19 protein-coding genes and 1 pseudogene are annotated in these 23857 nt (G+C 76.6%); 10 read left to right on the top strand and 10 right to left on the bottom strand.

What is annotated here, in order from left to right:
- The first annotated feature begins 52 nt into the window (after positions 1–52).
- Positions 53–3856, top strand: coding sequence for a hypothetical protein (locus ACWFNE_RS04235; protein ID WP_452121219.1), 3804 nt, complete (start codon positions 53–55; stop codon positions 3854–3856).
- A gap of 51 nt (positions 3857–3907) precedes the next feature.
- Here ACWFNE_RS04235 and ACWFNE_RS04230 read toward each other — a convergent pair whose 3' ends face one another.
- Positions 3908–4663: a class I SAM-dependent methyltransferase gene (locus ACWFNE_RS04230; RefSeq protein WP_452121218.1), complete on the bottom strand. Its 756-nt coding sequence runs from the start codon at positions 4661–4663 to the stop codon at positions 3908–3910.
- A gap of 160 nt (positions 4664–4823) precedes the next feature.
- Complete coding sequence (locus ACWFNE_RS04225; RefSeq protein WP_452121217.1) at positions 4824–6194, bottom strand: FAD-binding oxidoreductase; 1371 nt, start codon at positions 6192–6194, stop codon at positions 4824–4826.
- A 206-nt stretch (positions 6195–6400) separates the two neighbouring features.
- Between ACWFNE_RS04225 and ACWFNE_RS04220 the strand changes: the two genes are divergently transcribed.
- Positions 6401–7837 carry an APC family permease gene (locus ACWFNE_RS04220; protein WP_452121216.1) on the top strand — a complete coding sequence of 479 codons (1437 nt, stop codon included), beginning with the start codon at positions 6401–6403 and terminating at the stop codon, positions 7835–7837.
- 153 nt (positions 7838–7990) lie between these two features.
- Here ACWFNE_RS04220 and ACWFNE_RS04215 read toward each other — a convergent pair whose 3' ends face one another.
- Positions 7991–8869 carry a L,D-transpeptidase family protein gene (locus ACWFNE_RS04215; protein WP_452121215.1) on the bottom strand — a complete coding sequence of 293 codons (879 nt, stop codon included), beginning with the start codon at positions 8867–8869 and terminating at the stop codon, positions 7991–7993.
- A gap of 129 nt (positions 8870–8998) precedes the next feature.
- Here ACWFNE_RS04215 and ACWFNE_RS04210 point away from each other — a divergent pair, with 129 nt between their 5' ends.
- Complete coding sequence (locus ACWFNE_RS04210; RefSeq protein ID WP_452121214.1) at positions 8999–9259, top strand: HPr family phosphocarrier protein; 261 nt, start codon at positions 8999–9001, stop codon at positions 9257–9259.
- A 20-nt stretch (positions 9260–9279) separates the two neighbouring features.
- Here the strand turns inward: ACWFNE_RS04210 and ptsP are convergent, their stop codons facing one another.
- Entirely contained in the window at positions 9280–10968 is a 1689-nt protein-coding gene (gene ptsP, locus ACWFNE_RS04205) for a phosphoenolpyruvate--protein phosphotransferase (protein ID WP_452121213.1), read from the bottom strand.
- A 304-nt stretch (positions 10969–11272) separates the two neighbouring features.
- A pseudogene (locus tag ACWFNE_RS04200) lies at positions 11273–12520 on the bottom strand (PTS transporter subunit EIIC); the annotation flags it as partial.
- A gap of 207 nt (positions 12521–12727) precedes the next feature.
- Here ACWFNE_RS04200 and ACWFNE_RS04195 point away from each other — a divergent pair.
- The 5 genes from ACWFNE_RS04195 to ACWFNE_RS04175 all read left to right on the top strand — a co-directional run bounded on the left by ACWFNE_RS04195 (position 12728) and on the right by ACWFNE_RS04175 (position 15235).
- Positions 12728–13552: a GntR family transcriptional regulator gene (locus ACWFNE_RS04195; RefSeq protein ID WP_452121212.1), complete on the top strand. Its 825-nt coding sequence runs from the start codon at positions 12728–12730 to the stop codon at positions 13550–13552.
- 16 nt (positions 13553–13568) lie between these two features.
- Positions 13569–13802, top strand: coding sequence for a glucose PTS transporter subunit EIIB (locus tag ACWFNE_RS04190; RefSeq protein ID WP_183295614.1), 234 nt, complete (start codon positions 13569–13571; stop codon positions 13800–13802).
- Between the two features lie 64 nt (positions 13803–13866).
- Positions 13867–14097, top strand: a complete 231-nt coding sequence (locus ACWFNE_RS04185; RefSeq protein ID WP_034630937.1) for a PTS transporter subunit EIIB — start codon at positions 13867–13869, stop codon at positions 14095–14097.
- Entirely contained in the window at positions 14097–14555 is a 459-nt protein-coding gene (locus ACWFNE_RS04180) for a PTS sugar transporter subunit IIA (RefSeq protein WP_452121211.1), read from the top strand. The genes ACWFNE_RS04185 and ACWFNE_RS04180 overlap by 1 nt, the downstream gene beginning before the upstream one ends.
- On the top strand, positions 14546–15235 hold the full coding sequence (locus ACWFNE_RS04175; protein ID WP_452121210.1) for an HAD family hydrolase: 690 nt from the start codon (positions 14546–14548) through the stop codon (positions 15233–15235). The genes ACWFNE_RS04180 and ACWFNE_RS04175 overlap by 10 nt, the downstream gene beginning before the upstream one ends.
- Before the next feature lie 92 nt (positions 15236–15327).
- Here the strand turns inward: ACWFNE_RS04175 and ACWFNE_RS04170 are convergent, their stop codons facing one another.
- The 4 genes from ACWFNE_RS04170 to ACWFNE_RS04155 all read right to left on the bottom strand — a co-directional run bounded on the left by ACWFNE_RS04170 (position 15328) and on the right by ACWFNE_RS04155 (position 20876).
- Positions 15328–16332 carry an NAD-dependent epimerase/dehydratase family protein gene (locus ACWFNE_RS04170; protein ID WP_452121209.1) on the bottom strand — a complete coding sequence of 335 codons (1005 nt, stop codon included), beginning with the start codon at positions 16330–16332 and terminating at the stop codon, positions 15328–15330.
- Positions 16329–19484: an alpha/beta fold hydrolase gene (locus ACWFNE_RS04165; protein ID WP_452121208.1), complete on the bottom strand. Its 3156-nt coding sequence runs from the start codon at positions 19482–19484 to the stop codon at positions 16329–16331. Before ACWFNE_RS04165 ends, ACWFNE_RS04170 begins: the two co-directional genes overlap by 4 nt.
- Positions 19481–20503, bottom strand: coding sequence for a 3-oxoacyl-ACP synthase III (locus ACWFNE_RS04160; RefSeq protein ID WP_452121207.1), 1023 nt, complete (start codon positions 20501–20503; stop codon positions 19481–19483). Before ACWFNE_RS04160 ends, ACWFNE_RS04165 begins: the two co-directional genes overlap by 4 nt.
- A 175-nt stretch (positions 20504–20678) precedes the next feature.
- Positions 20679–20876 (bottom strand): hypothetical protein, encoded by a 198-nt coding sequence (locus ACWFNE_RS04155; protein ID WP_452121206.1) that lies wholly within the window; start codon positions 20874–20876, stop codon positions 20679–20681.
- 200 nt (positions 20877–21076) lie between these two features.
- Between ACWFNE_RS04155 and ACWFNE_RS04150 the strand changes: the two genes are divergently transcribed.
- Together ACWFNE_RS04150 and ACWFNE_RS04145 are read left to right on the top strand one after the other, a co-directional pair.
- Positions 21077–22345, top strand: a complete 1269-nt coding sequence (locus tag ACWFNE_RS04150; protein WP_452121205.1) for an SLC13 family permease — start codon at positions 21077–21079, stop codon at positions 22343–22345.
- Position 22346: 1 nt separating this feature from the next.
- A complete protein-coding gene (locus ACWFNE_RS04145) occupies positions 22347–22880 on the top strand; it encodes a hypothetical protein (RefSeq protein ID WP_452121204.1) in 534 nt (177 codons plus the stop codon).
- A gap of 94 nt (positions 22881–22974) precedes the next feature.
- On the opposite strand, the gene ACWFNE_RS04140 is transcribed toward ACWFNE_RS04145, so the two are convergent.
- Positions 22975–23835, bottom strand: a complete 861-nt coding sequence (locus ACWFNE_RS04140; RefSeq protein ID WP_452121203.1) for an HAD-IIB family hydrolase — start codon at positions 23833–23835, stop codon at positions 22975–22977.
- Positions 23836–23857: the final 22 nt, after the last annotated feature.

The raw sequence follows: 23857 nt of genomic DNA, 5'->3' as shown, positions 1-23857 counted from the left end.
GCTGCCCGGTGCCCGGGTGCGGCGTCCCGGTCGACGAGACGGGCGGTCCGACGTGCGGCACTCCTCCCCGGTGCTGGTCCTGGCCCTCGCGTGCGCGCTGCCCGCGGCCGTGGGCCTGTCGGCCGTGCCCGCGTCCTCGGTGCGGGCGGCCGGCGTCGCGACCGTGCTGCCGGCCCGTGCCGACGCGCGCCTGGGGTTCACGGCGGACCGCGACGAGCTCCGCACCGCTCGCGTCTTCCGGTTCGTCGACGACGACGGTGAGGGCGGCGGCGACGAGCCGCCCGCCACGTACCAGATCGGCCCGGGGACGATCCCGCCGCCCGCGGTCGACGCCCGCGCGGTGCACACCGGCGAGGGCTCCGCAGCGGAGCAGACCTTCGCGTTCGTCAGCACCTCCGGCGGCGACGCCGACGGGGAGGTGTGGGTCGACCCGCCCGACTCCGAGCCGCCGCTGCGCGTCACCTGCGCCAACGACGCCCGTGAGAGCCACCCCGTGCTGTCCCCGTCGGGCGACGCGGTCGCGTTCGCGTCGGACCGCGCGGGCGGCTGGGACATCTGGGTCGTGCCCCTCGGCGAGGCACCCGCGAGCTGCACCGACGACGCACCGCTCGCCGCCGTGCGGGTCACCACGGACGCGGCCGACGACACGTGGCCGGCCTGGGCCCTGGGCAGCGAGGTCCTGGTCTTCAGCAGCGACCGGCCCGACCCGGCGACGCCGCCGGAAGCCGCCGCGGCGCCGACGCTCGGCGACCTCTACGCGGTCCAGGTGGACCTGGCGGCCGGCGGCGAGGCCGGGCTCGTCCAGCTCACGACCGGCCCGAGCGCCGACACCCAGCCCGCGGTCATGCCCGGCACCGACACCCGCGGCGAGGCGCACGTCGTGTTCACCACGACGCGGTACCGCACCGACGGCTCGCTCGCGACGGTGACCGTGCCGGACCTGTTCGCGGGGCAGTCCGACCTGCCCGTGGTCCCGCTCTGGGCGGGGCCGGAGGGCGAGGCGGTCCCGCAGCAGCAGAGCAGCGAGGCCGCCTGGTCGGTCGGCACGCGCGAGCTCCTCCTCACGACCACGCGCGACGACCCGGCCGGCGACGTGCACGTCGTGCGCGTCGCGGTCCTCGGTGGCCCCGAGACGGGCACCGGGCCCGTGCGCGCCCAGGACGGGCCGACGACGCCGGTCGCCGCCGAGCGGGGCGTCGCGGAGTCCCACGGCGCGTTCGTGCCGGGCTTCCCGCTGGTCGAGGAGGGGGACGACGTCGCGTCCGACGTCGTGTACACGCGCCGGAGCCATGACGCGGACGTCGAGGACGTCGTGGGGGCCGACGGCTCCGACCGCCGCACCGTGGGCCGCACGAGTGTCAGCCGCGACGGCGTCGACGTCCCGCTCGACGACGTCGGGCCCACCTACTCGCCCGACGGCACCGAGCTCGTGCACGCCGCCGGGGACCTCGACCCGTGGGCGCCGTCGGCACCGGTCGAGGGCTACCACCTCGTGCGGGCCGCGACCGACGGCACCGGGGCGGCCCCGCTCGACTACGACCGGCTGCCCGGGGATGTCGACCTCGACCCGGCGTGGTCGCCGGACGGGACACGCATCGCGTTCGTGCGTCACCGCCCCCTGCCCGGCGCTGGCTACCTGGCTGCCCGGATCTGGGTCGTGACCCTCGCGACGGGCGACACCGTGCAGGTCGGTGCCCACCCCGAGGGCGACCCCGTCGCGGACGTGGACCCGGCCTGGTCGCCGGACGGCACGCGCCTCGCGTACGCGCAGGTCACCCCGCGGACCGACCTCGGGGTGCGGATCACGCCCGCCACGAGCCTCGTGCCGGCCGGCGGCGTCGCGACGGTCACGGTCACGCTCACGGCGACCGGCGCGACGACGCCCGTGGAGGTGCACGTCGACTTTGGCGGACTCGTGGACGCGGCCGTCGGGACCCCGCCGCCCGAGTGCGCGCCCGAGCCCGGCGGTGCGGTGTGCCGGCTCACGGGGCCGGTGGACGGCCGGGCCCTGACGTTCTACCTGAGGGGCACGCAGCCGGACACCTACCCGGTCACCGCCTCGGTGCGCGGGCTGGGCGAGGACCCCGACCCGTCGAACGACTCCGCCGCCGCGGAGGTGACGGTGGCCGGCCCGCCGGCCCTGGCGATCGACATCGAGACGTCGACGATCGAGAGCGGCGAGACCTCCCGGGTCCTCGCGCAGGCCACGGTGCTCACGGCCCCGACCAGCGTCGAGGTGAGCATGGCGCTGCCGCCGACCGTGGTGTTCGTGCCGGAGGCCGGCATCACGGCGTGCTCGTTCGACGGTGGGCGTGCGGTCGTGACCTGCGTGGTGCCGCCCGGAGGGTTCCCCGGGACGGTCGTGCTCCCCGTGTTCCGTCTCGGCATGGACAGCGACGAGGTCGAGGTGAACGAGACACTCACGCTGGTCATGAACCTCGTGACGAGCGACGGGCAGCGGGCGAGCGACAGCGACGACCTGACGGTGACGGCCGACCCCGACGACGGCCCGGTGGTCAGGCTCGCCGCCGCGCGGACGGCGACGGTCCACCGGGTCGTCCCGGCCGCGGCCGCCGTGGTGCGCGCGCCCGTGCCCGGCGACGGGACCCGCGCGGTCGCCGCGCTCGCGAGCCGGGTGACCACCCCGTTCCCGTCCTCCCCGCGCGTGCACGTGATGGACGCGGCGGACGGCTCGGGCGACGTGGCGCTCACCCAGGAGGCACCCTGCTCGAACCCGCTCCCGGAGCCGTGCACCGTCCCGCTGCTCGGCGAGGCCCCGGCGTGGTCGCCCGACGGGTCGCGGCTCGCGGTCGAGCACCTCGGCGCGGTCCACCTCGTGACGCTCGCCGACGCGGGCGGCGACGGACCCGACGTGCCCGAGGTCGTGACCGCGGTCGTGCAGCTCACCGGCATCCTCCCCGACGGGACCGCAACCCCGTCCCGCGGGCGGCTCTCGGTGACGGAGGACCCGGCGTGGTCGCCCGACGGTGCCGAGCTCGCGGTCACCGGGCAGCCCGCCGGGCACGCCGACCAGCGCGGCGTCTACGCGCTCGGGCTCGATGGTGCCGTGCTGCGCACGGTCGCGCAGGCACCCGGGCCCGAGACCCAGCCGGCGTACCAGCCGTTCGAGGACGTCGTCCCGTCGACCGCCGACCTCGCGGTGGACGTGACGCTCGACGTGGCGGAGACGTGGCTGGGCGGGCGACCGGTGGTCGCGACGGTCGTCGTGCGCAACGGCGACCCGCCGGGGGCTCCGGCGTCCGGCACGGTCGTGACTCTCGCGTACCCGCCGTTCGCGACCGTGACCCCCGACCCCGCGTGCCCGCCGCCCGGCACGACGTGCGCTCTCGGCACGCTGGGCCCGGGAGACACCCGCGTGCTCACCGCGACGCTCACGTTCCCGGTCCCCGCGCCCGAGGTCCCCGAGACGCTCGACCAGCCCGAGACGCCGTCGACGCAGACCGGTCAGGTTCGCGCGAGCGTGACGTCCTCGACCCCCGACCCCGTCCCGGTGAACGACACCGACGCCGCCGACCTCGCGCTGCAGCGCCCGACGCTGCGGCTGCTTCCCGCGGTGAGCAAGCCGGGGACCGTCGTCCTCGCGTACGGCGAGAACTTCCCGCCCGGCACGGACGTGCAGCTCGTCTGGTCGCAGGGCATCACGGTCGACCCGGGGCCGGCCCAGGTCGACAGCGAGGGCACCGTGCGGTTCTCGGTGCTCGTGGTCCGCCGCGACCGGCTCGGTGCGCGGACGCTCGACGCGACGAGCCCGGACGGCTCGTTCGGCCTCGTGCAGGGCGACCTGCTCGTCGTCGCGCGCAGCTCCTCCCCGCCCGAGCTCATCGCGCGCGGGTGAGCCGGGCCGGGCGCCGCGCCGCCGCTCCGGGCTGGGACCGCGCCCGCAGGCTCAGGCCGGCGCCACCGCGACCGCGTACCGGAAGGCGTTGACGAGCCGGTAGCCGCCCTGCGCGGTGCGGAACGGGCGCGCGGCGTCCACGACGGTCCGGTGCCCGGACTCGGTGCCCTCGGCGTCCTCGCCGAGCAGCACCCCGCGCACGAGCGTCGTGTCGTCCGGCACCTCCCACGGGACCTCGACGAGCCCGGCCGCGACGACCGTCAGGCCGCTCCCGGCGAGCAGCGCCTCGAACCCGCCGGCCTCGCGCAGCGGGCCGTCCGGCGGGACGTCCTCGCCGGCCGCCGTGGCGACGGCGCGCTCGACGACGTCGAGGTCGTTGAGCGCGCCCTCCGCCCAGGACGCGAGCGCGACCCGGCCGCCGGGCACGGTGACCCGCACGGCCTCCGCGAGGGCGTCCGCGGTGCTCGCCGCGAGCTGCAGCGAGTTGACCGCGGTCACGACGTCGAAGCGGGCGTCGTCCCACGGGAGCGCCTCCGCCGCGGCGACCCGGACGTCGGCGTCGGGGGCGAGCGCCCGTGCGAGGGCGACCATCCCGGGCGCGGGGTCGGCGCCCGAGGCGTGCGCGCCGAGACGGCGCGCCTGCGCGAGGAGCTCGCCGCTCCCGCACCCGACGTCCAGGACCCGTGTCCCGGGGCCGACCCCGGCTGCCGTGAGCAGCGTGCGCCGCACCGGGTCGGCGAACGGGCCCCACAGCTCCGCCCAGCCCTCGGCGACCGCCGACCAGGCGTCCTCGTCGGCTCCGTCCACGTCGCGTGCTCCTCGCTCGTCGCGCCGGACGCGACGGGCCGGCGCCCGTCCGCGGGCCGGACGCGACCAGTGTGCCGTCGGCGCCGGGCCCGCGCTCGCGACGAGGGCCCACGCGGTGGCGGCGTCCGGCGGGCCGGGACGACACGCCGGGCGGCGCCGATCAGGGGACGAGCGCGCCGATCGCCGAGAGCGTGCCGTCCGGGTCGTAGCGGTGCTTCGCGGCGAGCAGCCGGTCGGCGTTCGCGCCGAAGCCGAGACGTGTCCGGGCGGCGTCGTCGGGTCCCAGGATGTTCGGGTAGCCGCCGGGCAGGGCACCCGGGGCGAGCGCCGTGGAGACCTCGTCGACCCACCCGTGCTGCTCCGCCGCGGCGCCCTCCGCGTCGGCGCCGGGCGGCACCCACCCGGCGATGACCTCGGCGAGCAGGTGGTCGCGGCGCAGCGCGAACGCGGTCGCGTCCGGGGCGACCCGCGCGGCGGCGCCGTGGAAGTGGTGCAGGGCGAGCAGCGAGGACGGCGAGGGGCAGCTCGCGGCGGCGTCCGCGAGCGTGCGGACGGCGTCGTCGGTGAGCTCCGGGAGCCAGCGGGTGCCGAGCGCGTAGGAGCGCCCGGGCGGCGAGCCCGCCTCGAACATCCGGATGAGCTCCGGGTAGGGCGTCGGGCCGACGCCCCCGCCCACGGGCGTCCCGAGCCGGGTCAGCGGCGCGACGGCCGCCTCGCCCGCCGCGAGGTCGCCGCTCCACGTCGGGGCGACGAACACCGCGGCCTGCCCGGGGGGCCCGGTCAGGAGGCCGGCCATGACGGTGAGCTCGTCGGGGGCCGAGGCGATGGCGTCGCGGTAGCCGCGCAGCACGTCGACGGCCTCGTGCAGGGGGAACAGCAGCATGCCGCCGAGCACCGGGCCGAGCGGGTGCAGCCGGTACCGCGCCGCGGTCACGACCCCGAAGTTGCCGCCCCCGCCGCGCAGCGCCCACAGCAGCTCCGGGTCGCCGTCGGGCGCCGCGGTGACGTGCGTGCCGTCGGGGAGGACGACGTCCGCCGAGAGCAGGTTGTCGAGCGCGAGCCCGAACCGCCCGACGAGGCCGCCGTACCCGCCCGCCATCGTCATGCCGGCCATGCCGACGCCGCGCACGACGGCGGTCGCGGTGCCGAGCCCCCAGGCCGCCGCGGGGTCGACGACGTCCGCGACGAGCGCGCCGCCCTGCGCGTGGGCGACGCGTGCGTCCGGGTCGACCCGGACCCCGCGCATTGCCGACAGGTCGAGCACGACCCCGCCGTCGCCGACCGCGCGCCCGGCCCAGTCGTGCCCGCCGCCGCGCACCGACAGGGGTGTGCCGTGCTCGCGCGCCACGAGCAGCGCCGTGCGGACGTCCTCCGCGTCGGCGCACCGCACGACGACCGCGGGGCGGCGGTCGACCGCGCCGTTCCACACCGCGCGCGCGGCGTCGTACCCGTCGTCCTCGCGCTGCCAGACCTGCCCCCGCACGTGGGCGCGCAGCCGCGCGCCGACGCCGGACCCCGTCATCTGCGTCATGGGGGTGAGGAGCCCGGGCCGGCGCAGCAGATACGCCGCGGACGGCGCGCCCCCGCCGGCGCCGGCACGGTGCGCTCCGCGCGCGTCGCGACACCGCCGCAAGGTGCGCGAGCCGAGCATCCGCGCTCGGCGCGCGCGCGGCCCGGCACAGGACGAGACTGCCCGGGACGGACATCGTCGCACGTCAGGCACCCGGGAGGTCGCGCATGTCGTCAGCACCCTCAGCCCCTCCCGCCTCCGGGCGCGCCGCCGGCGAGGACGCCCCGCTGGCCCGCACGGTCGGGCGCAAGGTCCTGCTGCTGTTCGTGGTCGGCGACATCCTCGGCGCGGGCATCTACTCGCTGACCGGCAAGGTCGCGGGCGAGGTCGGCGGTGCGATCTGGGTGCCGTTCCTCGTCGCGTTCGGGCTCGCGGCGCTGACCGCCGCGTCCTACGTCGAGCTCGTCGGCAAGTTCCCCCGTGCGGCCGGTGCGGCGCTGTACGCGCACAAGGCGTTCGACAACCCGTTCGTCACGTTCATGGTCGCGTTCACGGTGATGATGTCGGGCGTCACGTCGGCCGCCGCCGCGGCGCGGGCCTTCGGGGGCGACTACCTCGCCGAGCTCGTGAGCGTGCCGACGCTCGTCGCCGCGTACGCGTTCCTCGCGCTCGTCGCCGTCGTGAACTTCATCGGCATCTCCGAGTCGATGCGGGTCAACGTGGTGCTCACGCTGATCGAGGCGTCGGGGCTGCTCGTCGTGCTCGCGATCGGCGTGTGGGCCGTCGTGACCGGCGACGGGGAGCCGTCGCGCGCCCTCGACCTCGACCCCGGCGACGCGAGCGCCTGGACGGCGGTGCTCGGCGGGACCGCGCTCGCGTTCTACGCGCTGCTCGGCTTCGAGGACTCGGTGAACCTGGCGGAGGAGTGCCAGGAGCCGCGGCGCGACTTCGGCCGCGCGCTGTTCGGCGGGCTCGCGATCACCGGTGTCGTGTACCTCGCGGTCGCGTTCACCTCGACGCTGCTCGTCGACACCGCGACGCTCCAGGACTCGACCGGCCCGCTGCTCGAGGTGGTCAAGGTCGCGGGACTGGCGTTCCCGCCGACGCTCTTCGCGGTCATCGCGCTCTTCGCGGTGGGCAACACGGCGCTGATCAACATGATCATGGCCTCGCGCCTCGTCTACGGGATGGCGCGTGAGGGCATCGTGCCGCCGGTGCTCGGGCGGGTGAGCCGGCGGCGGACGCCGTCGGTCGCCATCGCGTTCACGATCGCGATCGCCCTGACCCTCGTGAGCACCGGTGACCTCGCGGGGCTCGCGGACACGACGGTGCTGCTGCTCCTGCTGGTGTTCGCGGTCGTGAACGTCGCCGTGCTCGTGCTGCGGCGGGACCCGGGAGAGACGACGGGCGACGCGAGGGCGGACGGGGTCGCGGGGACGGACGCGCCGGGGACGACGCGCTCGGGAGGCGGTGCGCGCGGCGGCGGGCAGCGCGGGTTCCGCACACCGACCTGGGCGCCCGTGCTCGGCGCCGTCGTGAGCCTCGTGCTCGCGAGCCCGCTCACCGGGCGCGAGGGCGACGTGTACGTGCGGGCGGCGGTGCTGCTCGGCATCGGCGTCGCGCTCTACGGGGTCAACCGGCTCCTGCTGCGCCGCGCCCGCTGAGCCACCGCGTGCCGAGCCGCGGCGTGCTGGACCACCGCGCGCCGAGCCACCGCGTGCCGAGCAACCGCGCGCCGAGCCGCCGCGTGCCGTGGACCTGTGCGCTGCGGACCCGCGTGCTGGGCCCCGCACGCGGCCGCGTGAGACACGGCCACGTCACGCCGTGATGAGCACCGGGGTCCCGAGCGGGACGCCCGCGAACGCGTCGAGCATGTCCGCGGGGATGCGCAGGCACCCGTTCGAGATCGCGCCGCTGTGGCTGGGGTAGGCGTGGATGGCGATCGGCGCGGGCCCGCCGCTGAACTGGTCGAGCGTCGGGGAGTGCGCGCCGAAGGTCACGAAGAGCCTCGAGTACGTCGCGTTGGCGTCCGGGTAGATGGACATCACGAAGGTGCGCGTCACCGGCGTCGGGGTCGCGGGCGTGCCGATGCCCGCGACCGTGCGCGCGAGCACCTCCTCGCCGCGCCACAGCGTGAGCTCGCCGGTGCTCAGCGTCGCGGTGATGCGCAGGTCGGTCGCGCTCGTCGTCACGTCACCCGCCCACACCCACCCGGTCGCCTCGTTGACGCCCGCGGGCCCGACCTCGCTGGGCAGCCCCCGCCGGACCACGAGCATGACCTGGTACCAGTCGCCGTCCTGCGCGACGACGGGGTAGGACGTGCTGCCCTGGTACGCCGCGACGGGCAGGAGCGCGAACGGCTCGCCGCGCGGGGCGTCGTAGAGCGGGGCGCCAGCGGGCGTGCTCGGGGCGACGAGCAGCCCGCTCGGCACGGCGCTCGGCTCGGGGTCCGGGACGGCGCGCGGCAGGACGGCCCACGGGTCCGCGACCGGGAGGCTCGTGAGGTCGAGCTGCGGCGGCGTCCAGGCGGGGGTCGACGCCGTGGGTGCCGGCGGGTGGGTGCGCTCGGCCGCGACCGGGGCGCGCACGGTCTGCGTCGGCCCGGGGTCGGTGGTCGGTGTGCCGCCCGTGCCGCAGCCCGTGAGGACCACCGCGAGGAGCGCCGCAGCGAGGGCTGTGCCGGATCGAGGGGTCATCCCGTCGAGTATCGCCCCGGCCCGACGCGCGGTCACCCCGAGCCGGGCCCTGGGCCGAAGGTCGGTGGCCGGGGACGGCCGGACGGGCTACTGTGGTCTAGACCACTGTCGCCGAGCCCGGAGGCCAGCATGCCCGCACGTCGCGTCACCGTCGCGATCCCCGAGGGGCTGCACGCGCGCCCCGCGGCGCTCTTCGTCAAGCTCGCGGGCGAGCAGCCGTCACCGGTGACGCTGCGCCGCCCCGACGGTGAGCCGGTGCCCGCGTCGAGCATCCTCAGCATCATGACGCTCGGCGTGCACGCCGGCGAGGAGGTCGTGCTCGAGTCCGACGGCGCCGCCGCCGAGGCCTCGCTCGACGCCCTCGAGACGTACCTGGTCAGCGCCGGCTGACCACCCGAGCAGCCGGCGCCTCACAGCCCCAGCTCCTCCAGCACCCCGAGGCGCGCGCGCACCGCCGCGCGCGCGTCCTCGGCGGAGTCCGCGCCGAGCGCGAGCTGCCCGAGATCGACGCACTCCGCGTGCGTGACGCTCGCCAGCACCGCGGCCACGTCGGCCAGCGCGCGCGCCGTCATCGAGAGGGTCGTGACGCCGAGCCCGACGAGGACGACGGCGAGCGCCGGGTCGGCGGCCGCCTCGCCGCACACGCCGACAGGCCGGTCGTGGCGCGCGCCGCCCCGGCACGTCGCGGCGACGAGCTCGAGCACCGCGGGCTGCCACGCCGTCGACAGCGGTGCGAGCTCGCCGAGCAGCCGGTCCGCGGCCATCGTGTACTGCGTGAGGTCGTTGGTGCCGATGCTCGCGAAGTCCGCGCGCGCGAGGATCGGCCCGGCGGTGAGCGCCGCGCTGGGCACCTCGACCATGACGCCCGCGGTGGTCAGCCCGTGCGCGGCGCAGCGCTCCACGAACTCCGCGGTCTCGGCGACGGTCGAGACCATGGGGGCCATGACCCACACCTCGGCGCTCTCCGCCGTGGCGGCCAGCGCGATCGCGGCCAGCTGGTCGTCGAGCACCTGGGGGTCGCGCGTCGCGGTGCGCAGGCCGCGGACGCCGAGCGCCGGGTTCGGCTCGCCGGGGGCGGTCAGGAACGGCAGCGGCTTGTCGGCACCGGCGTCGAGCGTGCGCACGACGACCTTCTTGCCCGGGAACGCCGAGAGCACGGCCCGGTACTGCGCGACCTGCTCCTCGACGCCGGGCGCGTCGGGGCGGTCGAGGAAGCAGAACTCGGTGCGGAACAGCCCGACGCCCTCGGCACCCGCCGCCGCGGCGGCCGCGGCCCCGCCGGGGTGCCCGATGTTCGCGAGCAGCGGCACGTCGTGCCCGTCGCGGGTTCGCCCGTGGCCGTCGAACGTCCGGACCCGCCGGGCGGCGGCGGCGGCGCGCTCGACCTCGTCGTCCGTCGGGTGCACGAGCACCGTGCCGGCCGCGCCGTCGACGAGCACGAGCGCGCCCTCGGGCACCGACGCCGCGTCCGCGGCGCCCACCACCGCGGGGATGCCGAGCGAGCGCGCGAGGATCGCGGTGTGCGACGTGGGTCCGCCCTCGCGCGTGACGATCGCGAGGACCTCGTCGGGGTCGAGCGTCGCGGTGTCGGCGGGGGAGAGGTCCTCGGCGAGCAGCACGATGGGGTGCCCGAGGTGCGGGACGCCCGGCGCGGGGCGGCCCGCGAGCGCGCACACGAGCCGGTCGCGCACGTCGGCGACGTCGCGGGCGCGCTCGCCGAGGTACCCGCCGATCGCGCGGAGCTGGTCGATGACGGTCGCGGCGGCGTCCCACACGGCGCGCGCGGGGTCGAGGCGCTGCGTGCGCACGAGCTCTGCCGCGGTCGTCACGAGCGTCTGGTCGGCGGCCATGAGGGCGGTCGCCTCGAGGACCTCGCGGCCCTCGCCGGTCGCGTGCTCGGCGGCGGCCTCGAGCGCGTGCTGGACGTCGGCCGAGACGCGGGAGACCCGGGCGGCGGCCTCGTCGGCGTCCGCGCCCTCGGGCAGGTGCGCGACCGGCGGCTCGGGCACGCCGTCGGGCATGCGCGTGACGCGGCCGGCGACGCGGCCGGGGCTCACGCCGATGCCGGTGACGAGGTGCTGGTCCTGGACGTCGGTCATGGGGTCCTCGTGCTCTCGGTCGACCTGTCGGGCGACGTGTCGACGGGCGGGTGCGGGTTCCGTGGCTGAGGCCCGGGGCCGGTCGGCGGGGGTGTCGTCTAACAGGCCCCGGTGGGTTGGTTTCCCGTCCCGCCAGCGAACCAACCCCAGTTCCCTGGTCCCGCCTTGCCAGGATCTGTCCCCTCCGGGAACCCTCACCGGGCTGCGCGGCGGTGCGTGCCCCGACGGTGGCGGGCACGGCGTCGGCGGGCACGGCGTCGGCAGGCGCCGCGTCGGCGGGCTGGTCGACCAGCACGTTGTTCGGGTCGGCCGTCGCCTCGTCGTCCTCGCGGCCCGGGGTGCGCAGGTTCCACCGCGTGATGACGAAGCGGAAGAGCACGTAGTACAGGACGCCGTACGCGAGCCCGATCGGGATGATCAGGAGCGGCTTCTGCGCGATGTTGAAGTTGAGCAGGTAGTCGATGACCCCGGCGGAGAACCCGAAGCCCTGGTGGATGTCCAGCCAGTTCGTCAGCGCGAGGGACGTGCCCGTGAGCACGGCGTGGATGACGTAGAGCGGGTACGCGAGGAACAGGAACGAGAACTCGAGGGGCTCGGTGACGCCCGTGACGAACGAGACGAGCGCGGCCGAGCCCATGATCCCGGCGATGACCTTGCGCTTGCTGGGCTTCGCGGTGTGCACGAACGCGAGGGCGGCGGCGGGCAGCGCGAACATCATGATCGGGAAGAAGCCGGTCATGAACGTCCCCGCGGTCGGGTCGCCGTGCAGGAAGCGGTTGATGTCGCCGCTCCACACGTCGCCGTTCGCGTCGGTGTACTCCCCGAACTGGAACCAGGGCAGCGAGTTCAGCAGGTGGTGCAGGCCGATGGGGACGAGCAGGCGGTTCGCGGTGCCGTAGACGAACGCGCCGAGGATCGTCGAGCCGGTGACCCAGTCGCCGACGGCGGTGAGAACCGCGTCGAACCACGGGTAGACCAGCGCACCGATCACGGCGACGACGATCGCCATGCCCGCGGTGACGATGGGCACGAAGCGCCGGCCGCCGAAGAACGCGAGGTAGGGCGGCAGCTTGATCCGCGAGTACTTCTGGTACAGCAGCGCCGCGACGAGACCCATGACGATGCCGCCGAGCACGCCGTAGTTGATGAGCTCCTGTGCGGCGTCGCCCTCGGGCTCGCCGAGGACGTACGGCGACAGCGCGTCGGACACGCCCTTGAAGACGAGGTAGCCGACGAGCGCGGCGAGCCCGGTCGAGCCGTCGGACTTGCGCGCGTACCCGACGGCGACGCCGAGCGCGAAGAGGAGCGGCAGGTTCGCGAAGAGCGCGTTGCCCGCGGCGGCGAGCACGGCGGCGACGGGCAGCATCCAGTCGCCCCACGAGGCGGCGAGGCCGTCGGCGCCGAGCATGTCGGGCTGGCCGAGGCGCAGGAGGAGCGCGGCCGCGGGGAGGGACGCGATCGGGAGCATGAGCGAGCGGCCGACGCGCTGGAGCTGCGGCAGCCCGGGGATGCTCCGCTTCTCGCGTGTGGCGGGTGCGGTGGTGGTGGTCATGACGGGGGTCACTCCTCGTGGTGGGCGGCCGTGCGAGTGGGGCGCAGGACCGATCGGGTGGAGGGTGGGGCGGGGGTGGGGCGACGGGACTTCGTTGGCCGAACGCGCTGCACTAGATGTCTGGACCAGTTGCGGCAACCATGATGGAATGCCGCAGAAGGTGTCAAGAGTCCGGCGATCCCGCCGCGGCCCGACGAGGGGATGAGGGTGGGTCGCTCGGTTCTCAAGCACGTCCGGGTCAGGGACTACCTGCGCTCGCTCGTCACGCACGAGCTCGCCGTGGGGGACACCATCCCGTCCGAGCGCGCGCTGTGCGAGCGGTTCGGCGTCTCGCGGATGACCGTGCGCCAGGCCGTCGACGCCCTCGTCGTCGAGGGGCTGCTGGCCCGCGAGCAGGGCCGCGGCACGTTCGTCGCCCCCGGCAAGGTCGACCTCGAGGTGCGCCTCGCGTCGTTCGGCGAGGAGATGGCGCGCCGCGGCATGACCCCGTCCTCCGAGGTGCTGTCCGCCGAGGTCGTCGAGGCCACCCCCGACATCGCCGACGCGCTCGACATCCTCCCCGGCGAGATGACGTTCTACCTGCACCGGGTGCGGTTCGCCGACGGCGAGCCCATGGCGATCGAGCAGTCCTGGCTGCCCTGCCGGCTCGTGCCCGGGCTGTTCGACGGCGACGTCCCCCAGAGCGTCTACGGCGAGCTCCGGCGCCGCGGGCTCGAGCCCGACTGGGGCGAGGACGTCGTCGCCGCGACCGAGGTGCACGCCGCCGACGCCGAGCTGCTGCGCGTCCCCGTCGGGCGCGCGGTCCTGCGGCTCTCCCGGCGCACGTTCGCCGGCGAGACCGCGTGCGTGTACTCGCGGTCGGTCTACCGGGCCGACCGCTACGTCCTGTGGGTCCCGCTGCGCGCACCGAGGCGCGCACTGACACCGAGGTCCGGGACCGCCCCCGAGGCGCAGGCACAGCCGCCTGGGCAGGAGCAGGGGCACGGCGACGGGACGACGGCCGACCCGGCGATGAGCGGGGTCGCGACATGAACGAAGGGTGGAACGGGTGACGGCTCAGGCCCAGAGCATTCTGGCGGCGCTCGGAGGGGTCGCCAACATCGTCGACATCGAGCCCTGCACCACACGGCTGCGGTCCGAGGTGCGCGACACCGCGCTCGTCGACGTCAAGGCCCTGCGCGTCGCCGGCGCGCACGGCGTGATGATCGCCGGGCGGGTCGTGCAGGTCGTGGTCGGCCCGCACGTCGACACGATCGCGGCGGACCTCGAGGAGCTCCTGTGAACCGCAGGTCCGCTCGACAGGCGTGGGGGCCGAGGAGCCCCCGCCCGACATCAAGGGAGAACTCATGAGCAAGGCAGAGCAGATCCTCGCGGGCCTCGGCGGCGACGCGAACGTCGTCGACCTCGAGGCGTGCATCACGCGCCTGCGCGTCGAGGTCGTCGACCCCTCGCTCGTCGACGAGGCGGTCCTCAAGGCCACCGGCGCGTTCGGCGTCATGCGCTCGGGCACCGCGGTCCAGGTCGTCGTGGGCCCCGAGGCCGACACGATCGCCTCCGACATCGAGGACCTCCGCTGATGGGCCTCACGGTGCTGGCCCCGGTCGCGGGCGTCGTGCACGCGATGGCCGACGTGCCCGACCCGGTGTTCGGCGGCGAGATCGTCGGCCCCGGGCTCGCGATCGACCCGCCCCGCGACGGCGTCGTCAACGCGATCGCCCCGGTCAGCGGCACGATCGCGAAGCTGCACGCGCACGCCTTCGTGGTCGTCGGCGACGACGGGCGCGCCGCGCTCGTGCACCTCGGGCTCGACACCGTCCAGCTGCAGGGTCAGGGTTTCGAGCTGCACGCGGCCGAGGGTGACGCCGTCGAGGCCGGGGACGTGGTCGTCAGCTGGGATCCGGGCGCGGTCGAGGCCGGTGGGCGCTCGCCGATCTGCCCGGTCGTCGCGCTCGAGGGCGCGCCGGGGAGCCTGACGCCGCTCGTCGCGATCGGTGCCCAGGTCAGCCCGGGCGACGCGCTGTTCGAGTGGAGCTGAGCCCCCGCGCGGCCGCGCGCCTCGCCGACGCCGCCGGGCTGCTCGTCGACCTCGACGGGACGCTCGTCGACAGCGAGCCGCTGCACCGCCAGGCGTACCGCGACTACTTCGCCGCGCGCGGCTGGGACGTGCCCGACGACGTCGTGCACCAGTTCGCCGGGCGGCGCGCGGTCGAGGTGTTCCCGGTGCTGGACGGCCCGTGGGCGGGTGAGGACCCTGAGGCGCTCACCGAGGGGGTGCTCGACGTGCTCGCGCTGGCGGCCGGCCGGCCCGAGGTCGTCGCCGGCGCCGCCGAGCTGCTCGCGGCGTGCGTGCGCACCGAGGTCCCCGTGTGCGTCGTGACGTCCGCGCGGCTCTCGTGGGCGCTGCCCGCGCTCGACCTGCTCGGCGTGGCGCCCGGGGCGCTGCGGCTCGTGTCCGCGGAGGACTGCACGCACGGCAAGCCGGCCCCGGAGCCGTTCCGCCGCGGCGCGCAGGCCCTCGGGCTCGCGCCCGCCGCGCTCGTCGCGCTCGAGGACTCGCCGGCCGGGATCGCGTCGGCCCGCGACGCCGGCGTCGGGCTCGTGCTCGGGGTCCGCACGAGCCAGCCGGACGACGTGCTCCTGGCCGCCGGCGCCGACGCGACGTGCGGCGACCTGACGGCGCTCGCGGCGACGATCGGGGCGCGCGCAGGGCGGTGACGCCCGGCCTGCATGCTCAGGCGTGGCGGACCGCGGGGGCGGGTCAGCCGGGGCTGTGGCGGACGGCCGGGGCCGGGCCGGCGGCCGCGCTGCTAGCCCGGGGGAGCCCCGGCCGGGCCCGCCTCGTGCGCCGCCCGCAGCCGGCGCAGGCCTTCGTCGAGCGACACCGCGGGCGTCCACGCGAGGTCGGCGCGCGTCCGGCGCTGGTCGAACCAGTGCGCGGTCGAGAGCTGCTCGGCGAGGAACCGGGTCATCGGCGGCTCGTCCGCGCCGGGCCGCACACGCCACACGGCCTCCACGACGGACCCGGCGGCGCGCGCGAGCGCGGACGGCACGTGCCGGCGCGGAGCCGGAGCGCCCATCGCGGTGCAGATGCCGCCCAGGATCTCCGCGATCGGCCGCGGCTCACCGTTGGTCACCACGTACGCCCGGCCGCGCACGGCGCCGTCGGGGTCGTCGAGTCGCGCGAGCGCGGCGACCGTCGCGGACGCCGCGTTGTCGACGTACGTGGTGTCGACCAGCACGGTCCCGCGGTCGAGCACGGGGAGCCGCCCGGCGCGGGCGCGCTCGGCGAGGCGCGCGACGAGCTGGGTGTCGCCGGGACCCCACACGAGGTGCGGGCGGACGGCGACGACGCGCAGGCCCGGCCGGTCGGCGGCGAGCGCCAGGAGCTCGGCCTCGGCCTTGGTCCGGGCGTAGTCGCCGCGGGCGCGGGCCGGGTCCGCGGGCAGCGCGTCGTCACCGACGATCGAGGCGCCGGTGTGCGCGACCGACGGGGACGAGACGTGCACGAGGCGCTCGACGCCGTGGTGGGCGAGCGCCGCGAGGACGTGCCGCGTCCCGCCGACGTTGACCTCGTGGAACTGCGCCGGGTCGCCCGCGAGCGAGACCTTCGCCGCGAGGTGCACGACCGCGTCGACCCCGGCGACCGCGCGTGCGACGTCCGCCCGGACCGTGACCGAGCCCAGCACGTCCGCCGCTCCCGGGACGCGGCTCGGCCGGCGCTGGAACGTGCGCACGTCGTGCCCGGCGCCCTGGAGGTGGGCCGCGACCGCCCGCCCGAGCAGGCCGCTCGCACCCGTCACGAGCACCCTCACGGGCGCCCGGCCCGCCGGCCCGCGAGCACGTCCCCGGCCCACGAGGCGAGCCGGGTCCGGTCCGTCTTCGAGTTGTGCCGGACGTCGGTCGGCAGGCGCGGGACCACGAGGACGGCGGCGAGGGGCCGGCCCGCGGCGGCGCGCACCTGCGCGGCGAGGCCGGGCTCGGCGAGAACGGGCCGGCGCCGCGCCGAGCCGTCGAGCTCGAGCACCGCGACGAGCACCTGGGCGCCGTGCGGCCCGACCCCGACGAGCGCGGACCGGGCGACCCCCGGCACCGCGTCGACGCGCTGCTCGACACCGACCGGCGTCACGACGCCGTCGGCGGTCACCACGACGTGCGCGAGCCGGCCCTCGATCCACAGCCGGCCCGCGCGGTCCAGGTGCCCGACGTCCCCGGTGCGGTGCCAACGCCCGGCCGCGTCGTCCGGCCCCGGCGCGGTGTCCGCGCCGAGCAGGCTCGCCCGGTCCGTGAGGTGCAGCCGGTCGTAGCGCTGCTTGAGGTGCGGTGCGGAGACGACGACCTCCCCGGTGACGTCCGGCTCGGTCGACGGTGTGCCGGACGCGGCACCGTTCGCGTCGAGGGGCGCGATGCGCACGAGCGCCCCCGCCGCGGGACGGCCGACGCACACGCCTCCGGGGCCGGGTGCGCCGGACGCGTGGCGGGCGCCCGAGTCCGGGGTGTCGTCCGAGCCGGCCGGTCGGTTCGAGCCACCCGGGCCGCCCGACGGGTCGGGGTCGCTCGCGCCGACCCGGGCGCCGGACCGGCTAGGGGCGCTCGCGCCGACCCGGGCGCCGGACCGGCTAGGGGCGCTCGCGCCGACCCGGGCGCCGAAGCGGATCGCGTCGCCGTCGCCGGGGGCCGAGCCGGAGCGCTCGGCCCCGCCGCTCGCCGCACGGATCTCGTCGAGCGTGATGTCGGTGACGACCAGGCACTCGGTCATCCCGTACGGGGTGTGCGGGGTGGCGTGCGGCAGGAGGGCGCCGGCCTGCGCGAGCAGGTCGACCGGCACCGGGGCGCCCGCGGACAGGAACGTGCGCACCGACCCCAGGCCGGTGCGCTGCTCCGCGGTGAGCCCGCCGGCCGTCGCGACGACGTTGGCGAGGGCCGCGGGGGACAGGAACAGCACCGTCGCGTCGACCGCGGCGGCCGCGTCGGCGACCGCCGACGCCGTGAGGGTGCGCGGCGACGTCACGTCCATCGCGGGGATCGCGGTGCGGGCGCCGAGGCCCGGGGCGAGCAGCGCGAACGGCGCGAAGCCGGCGACGAGCCCCGTGCCGGGCCCGAGGTCGTACTGGGTGGCGAGCGCCGTGCACGCCGCCGCGAGCTGGGCGTGGGTGTACACGACGCCCTTCGCGGGTCCGGTCGACCCGGAGGTGAAGAGCACGGCCGCCGTGTCGTCGGGACCGGGCGCGGGCGGGAGCGCGTGCGAGGCACCGAGCTCGGCGACGTCCACGAGCGAGTGCCGGACGCCGAGCGCACGCGCGAGAGCCGGTGGCAGCGGTGCGACGGAGATCCGGCGGCCCGGCCAGCCGAGTGCCCGCGCCGCGGACAGCCCGGGGACGGCGCCGACGACGACGTCCGGACGCGCGCCCCGCACGGCGCGGGTCAGTCCGCGCACCCCGAGCCCCGCGTCCGCGACGACGACCACCGCGCCGATGCGCAGGCACGCGTACAGGACGGCCGTCAGGTCCGCGCCGGGCGGGACGACGAGCGAGACCCGGTCGCCGCGCCGCACCCCCAGGGCGTCGAGACCCGCAGCGATCTCCCGGACCCGTCGCGCGAGGAGCCGCCAGGTCACCACGCGGGGCGCCGGCCCGGCGGCGGGAGCGAGCTCGACGAGGGCGGTGTCCGGGCTGCCGGCCAGAGCCTCGAGGTGGTGCCAGAGCGGGTTCGCGTCGCCCCAGTCCCTGGTTGCCGGACCGCGCGCGGCGGCGGCGTGCGAGGGGCTGCCGGGACGTGCGTCCTCGGTCCCGGCGGAGGCGACGTGCTCGGAGGCGACGTGCGCGGGCCGGTCCGGAGGGGCTTCCTCGACGTGGTCGGGTCCGGCGTGCGGGAGGCGGCTCGGGTGTGTGCCCTCGGTGCGACCTGCGGCGGCGTGCCGACCGTGAGTGTCCGCGAGGCCTCCCGACGCCGCACCCGTCCGGTGCGGCCCGGCTGGGGCGTTCGCCCCGACGCGGTCGTCGAGCCAGTCGAGCACGGCGCTCGCATGGTCGACGTCCTCGGCGACGAGGTGGCCCGCGCGCTCGAAGCGGTGCACGTCGGCGTGCGGCAGCCGTTCCTGCAGGTCGTCGAGGTAGCGGTCGCGGAACACGGGGTCCCTCGCGCCCCACAGCACGAGCGCGGGCACGTCGAGCGCGCTGACGCCCGCCGCGACGCGGTCGAGCTCCGCGGCGCTCTCGTGCGTCGCGTCGACGGGGATGTCCGCGACGAAGCCCTCGATCCCGCCCCGGCGGTCCGCGCGCCGGTACGGCGACCGGTAGCCGGCGCGGACGGCGGCGTCGAGCGGCGGGTGCGCGAGCGCGAGCGTCGTGTCGAGGAACGCGGTCGTGCGCCGGGTCGACGACGCGAGCACCCCGCGCCGCAGCGCGAGCCGCAGCGGGGCCGGGACCGGCGTCCCCGAGGGTTGGTGGACCGCGGTGTTGAGGACCGCGACCCCCGCCAGCAGGTCCGGGTGGTCGACTGCCCAGCCGAGCGAGACGACGCCGCCCCAGTCGTGCCCGAGCGTCACCACCGGGCCGGCGAGGCGGAGCGCGTCGGTGAGGTCGCCCAGGTCGCGGACCCGGCGCGCGAGCGGGCGGTGCTCGCCGGTCCGCTCGGAGAAGCCCATGTCGAGCTGGTCGACGGCGACGACGCGCCACGCGGGCCGCCCCGCCTCCGCGGCCTCGGTCGCCGCCGCGACGAGCCGCCGCCAGAGGTAGGACCAGGTGGGGTTCCCGTGCACGGCGAGGACCGTGCCGACCGGTGCGATGCCACGCTCGTCGAGCCGGGGCCCGTTGTCGAGGACGTGCCACGTGCGCACCGGGACGTCGGCCGACGGCGGCGTCTGCACCGCGTCCACGAGGCGGGAGAACCCGGCGTCGAGGCCGGCAAGCCCGCGCGGGGGGAGGGACGCCGGAGCGGTCCGCCCCGGCACACCCGGGGACCTCACCAGGCGATCTCCATCATCGCCGTGTTCAGCCCCGAGCCGACCCCCATGAGCAGCAGGCGGTCACCGGGCTCGAGCGAGGACGCCTCGTGCGCGAGCGTGATCGGGATCGACGCCGGGCCGACGTTGCCGAACCGGCCGTACGTCGTCGGGATGCGCGAGCGGTCCAGCCCGGCGGCCTTGACGATCGCCTTGGTGTGCACGTCGGAGACCTGGTGGAGGATGTAGCGGTCCATCGCAGCCCAGTCCCACTCGTGCCGGGCCTCGGTCCACGCCGCGAGGACGAGCTCCATGCCGCCCTCGAGCAGCGCCCGCGTGTCCGTGTACATGCCCTCGACGCTGCCGACGCACACGTCGTGGAACTGCGTGGCGGCGCGCGTGACCCCGCCGAGGATCCGGTGCCCCTCGGGGTGGGCGTCCGCGGGCCCGACGACGGCGGCCGCCGCACCGGAGCCGAGCGTGAGGCTCGCGAACTCCTGCATGAAGTCCGCGCGCGTGATGTCGTCGCCGACCAGCCGCTGGATCGTGTTGTCCTGGATCTCGTCGGCGTCCTCGCCCGCGACGACGACGGCGTACTTGATCTGACCGGCGTCGATGAGCTGCGCCGCGAGGTTCATCCCGTTGACGAAGCCGAGGCACGCGTTCGCGATGTCGAAGTTCACGGCCGAGGAGGGCAGCCCGAGCCCGTGGTGGATGCGGACCGCGACGGACGGCTCGAGGTGCTTGCGGGTGACGGAGGTGTTGACCAGGAGGCCGACCTCGCGCCGGTCGATCCCCGACTCCGCGAGCGCCTTCTCGGCGGCGGCCACCGCGGCGCCGTCGAACGTCTGCCCGTCGGCCCAGTTGCGTCGCTCGTGCACGCCCGCGACACGCTGGAGCAGGCCCCGGGGAAGCCGGAGCCGCTTGAGCGCAGGGGCCAGGCGCCGGTCGATGTCCGCGGAGGTCGTCACGCGGTCGGGCGTCGTCGAGGCGAGGGCGAGGAGAGCGGCGTTGCGGTGCCGTGAGGTCGCGTTGCCGCTCACAGCTCACCTCGCGTTCGTCTGTTCGCCTACGGGTCGGACCTGCGCCATCGTCGCACTCCCCGTGCGAGCCCGCGCGCGCTCCGGCGCAGGTGGACCCCTCCGGGAAGGTGACGTACGCCTCGTCAGGGCCACCGGCCGCAGCGCGGCGGTCCCTCGGTGCGGCGCGAGGAGGGCGTCAGGCGGAGACCGCGAGCTCCTCGGTGCGCGCCCCGCGGCTGCGCTCGTCCCGACCCGGGGTCAGGTCGTCGTCCATCGTGGTGAGCACGAGCTCCAGCGTCTCCTCGTCGAGGACGTACACGGCACGCTGCCCGCAGCCGCAGACGAGCTCGCCGTCGTCGTAGTAGGTGCACGCGTGGGTCCGGTTGCTGGCCATGCTCCGACGGTAGACGTGCCCACCGACACGGCCCGCGCCGACACGCCCGGGCGGCGAGCCCCCGCGGCGGAGGGCGTCCCGCCGCCACCCGGCGGGCCGCTGCGGCGCTCGCCCGGGTGCCGACGCGCGCTGCTCGCCCGGTGCCGACGCGCGCTGCTCGCCCGGGTGCCGACGTGCGGCGTGCGGCCTACAGTGACGGCGTGCCGGCCGCCGCAGCCACGGGGCTGGCCCTCGTCGTCCTCGCGGCCGTGCTCGTGTTCGCGGTCGTCCGTCCCCGTGGGTACCCCGAGGCGGTCGCGGCCGTACCGGGTGCGGCGCTGCTCGTCGCGCTGGGCGTTGTCGCACCGCACGACGCGTGGTCCCGGGTCGTCGAGCTCGGACCCACCGTCGCCTTCCTCGCCGGGATCCTCGTGCTCGCGGACCTGTGCCGCGCCGAGGGCCTGTTCGACGCGGCCGGCGCGCTCATGGCCCGGGCGTCGCGGGGCCAGCCGGTGCGCCTGCTCGGGGCCGTCGTCGTGGTGGCGTCGCTGGTCACCGCGGTGCTGAGCCTCGACGCGACCGTCGTCCTGCTCACGCCGGTGGTCTTCGCGACGGCGGCGCGCGTCGGGGTGCGCCCGCGACCGCACGTCTTCGCGACGGCGCACCTCGCGAACTCGGCGTCGTTGCTGCTCCCGGTGTCCAACCTCACGAACCTGCTCGCCGTGGAGGCCACCGGCCTCGGCTTCCTCGAGTTCGCCGGGCTCATGTGGGCGCCCTGGCTCGTCGCGGTCGGGATCGACCACGTCGTCGCACGCCGGTACTTCGCCGCCGACCTGTCCGTGGGCGCGACGCCGCTCGGGCAGGAACGGCCCGTGCGGGTCCCCGTCGCCGCGCTCGTCGTCGTGGGCCTCACGCTGCTGGGGTTCGCGCTGTCGTCGCCGCTCGGCGTGGAGCCGTTCTGGGTCGCGCTCGCGGGGGTCGCGGTGCTGGCGGTGCGCCGCGTCGCGTCCCGCCCACGGGAGGCGCGGGGCGAGGTGGCGGGCTGGGTCCGGGCGGCCAACCCGGCGTTCCTGGTGTTCGTGCCCGCGCTCGGGATCGTCGTCGAGGGGGCCGTGGACCACGGGCTGGGCCGGGCCCTGGGCGGGCTCGTCCCGGGCGGCACGGGGCTCCTCAGCCTGCTCGTGATCGCGGTGCTGAGCGCGGTGCTCGCGAACGCGGTGAACAACCTGCCCGCTGTCCTCGTGATGCTCCCGCTGACGCTCGACGCGGGTCCGGTCGCGGTCCTCGCGGTCCTGATCGGCGTCAACGTGGGGCCGAACCTCACCTACGTGGGCTCGCTCGCGACCCTGTTGTGGCGCCGCGTCCTGGCGGATCATGACCATGACGCCGAGCTCGCGGACTTCACGAGGCTGGGCCTCCTGACCGTGCCGGTCACGCTGGTCGCGAGCACCACGGCGCTGTGGCTCGCGGACCTCGTGGGAGGAGGGTGACGTGCGGGTGCTCGCGTGGGTCGCCCCGGCGACGTGGCCGGCGGTCGTCGAGGCCGTCGCGCGGCGCCCCCGGTCCGACGAGGTGGTCCTGGTCGTCGCGGCGGACCCGACCGAGAGCGTGCCGGCGGCCGTGCGCGGCGCGCTGCTGGGCCGGGGTCGCCGCCACGACCGGTCCGAGGTCGAGCCGCTCACGCTGACCCACGCGCACGCGCTCCTCGTGCAGGCCGTCGCGGCCCTGCCCCGGCCGTGCGAGGCGCGGGTCCTGACCGGGCCCGTGGAGCGGGTGGTCACCGAGGCCGCGGCGGAGGCCGACGTGCTCGTCCTCGCGCGCGACGGCGACCGCAGCAGGCTCGGCCCGCACACCCTGGGCCCGCACGCCCGGTTCGTCGTCGACCACGCGCCGTGCACGGTCGAGCTCCTCTGGCCCGACGCGGCACCCGGCCTCGACTCGCTGCCGCCCCGGCCGCGCACCGGTCGCCCGCCGCCCCCGCCGCCCGGAGGACACCCGCCGCCCCCGCCGCGCCCGGGCCGCTGACGCAGCGAGGTCGGGGAGCGGGCCGACGTGCAGCCCGGTCCCCGACCTCCGTGCTCGCACCCGCTCCGGTCCGCGGCTCGGCGCGACGCGCCCGTCAGTCCTGCGGGCTCGTCGCGACGGCGGCGCGCAGCTCGGGCAGGAGCACGTCGAGGTACTCGGCGGTGTCCTCCCACCCCTCGACGGCGTGGCAGGGGACGCCGAGCGCCTTGACCGGGTAGTCGTTGCCGTCCTCGTCGAGGCGGTCACCCACGAACAGCATCTCCTGCAGGTCGATCGACGTCAGGTCGGCCAGCCGTGTCATGCCGTACGCCTTGTCGATGCCCTTGCGTGTGATGTCGACCGACGTGGAGCCACCCGAGCGGACCTCGAGGTCGGGCAGCAGCGCCGCGACGGCCTCGCGCAGCGAGGACTTCTTGGCGCCGGTGGGGTCCCACGCCGACTTCGCGGCGACGGGCGCGGCCTGGCCGAGCGCCGAGAAGGTGATCTGGCTGCCGCGGTCCTCGAGGATCGGGCCCCACGTCTCGGACTCCCAGAGCCCGAGCTCCTTGGCCTGGCCCTCGACAGCGGCGAGCGCACGCTGCTTCTCGTCCTCGCTGAGGTTCTGGGCGTACACCTGGTCCCACGCCGCGCCCGTGTGGCGGTAGTACTGCGTGCCGCAGGTGGGCATGAGGTGCAGGCGTGCGAGCGCCGCGGGGTCGGCGCCGGTCAGCCGGTCGACGACCTGCATCTGGAACTGGCCGAACTGGCCGCCCGAGATGATGCAGACCTCGACGACGTCGAGCAGCTCGAGGAGCAGCCCGGCCATGCGCGGGTCGAGCGGGGACTTCGAGGGGGCCAGGGTGTCGTCCAGGTCGAACGCGACGAGCCGGGGTGCGCGGGACAGGGGAGCCTCCGGGGGCGAGAGCGGGCGGGGGAGCGCAGCGCGCGGCCACCCGGGTACACGTGGACGCCCCATCCTCCCAGAGTCCGCGGGCCGC

It is taken from the genome of Cellulomonas sp. NPDC055163, assembly GCF_053607065.1.
The sequence above is the reverse complement of the archived record's forward strand: the minus strand, read 5'-3'. Positions and strand labels throughout refer to the sequence as shown.

What these genes read in the sequence shown, in the direction of transcription:
- ACWFNE_RS04215 (WP_452121215.1), bottom strand. Translation starts at nt 8,869, where the DNA reads ATGACCCCTCGATCCGGCACAGCCCTCGCTGCGGCGCTCCTCGCGGTG.
- ACWFNE_RS04155 (WP_452121206.1), bottom strand. Translation starts at nt 20,876, where the DNA reads ATGGCCAGCAACCGGACCCACGCGTGCACCTACTACGACGACGGCGAG.
- ACWFNE_RS04220 (WP_452121216.1), top strand. Translation starts at nt 6,401, where the DNA reads ATGTCGTCAGCACCCTCAGCCCCTCCCGCCTCCGGGCGCGCCGCCGGC.
- ptsP (WP_452121213.1), bottom strand. Translation starts at nt 10,968, where the DNA reads ATGACCGACGTCCAGGACCAGCACCTCGTCACCGGCATCGGCGTGAGC.
- ACWFNE_RS04225 (WP_452121217.1), bottom strand. Translation starts at nt 6,194, where the DNA reads ATGACGCAGATGACGGGGTCCGGCGTCGGCGCGCGGCTGCGCGCCCAC.
- ACWFNE_RS04210 (WP_452121214.1), top strand. Translation starts at nt 8,999, where the DNA reads ATGCCCGCACGTCGCGTCACCGTCGCGATCCCCGAGGGGCTGCACGCG.
- ACWFNE_RS04140 (WP_452121203.1), bottom strand. Translation starts at nt 23,835, where the DNA reads ATGGGGCGTCCACGTGTACCCGGGTGGCCGCGCGCTGCGCTCCCCCGC.
- ACWFNE_RS04180 (WP_452121211.1), top strand. Translation starts at nt 14,097, where the DNA reads ATGGGCCTCACGGTGCTGGCCCCGGTCGCGGGCGTCGTGCACGCGATG.
- ACWFNE_RS04185 (WP_034630937.1), top strand. Translation starts at nt 13,867, where the DNA reads ATGAGCAAGGCAGAGCAGATCCTCGCGGGCCTCGGCGGCGACGCGAAC.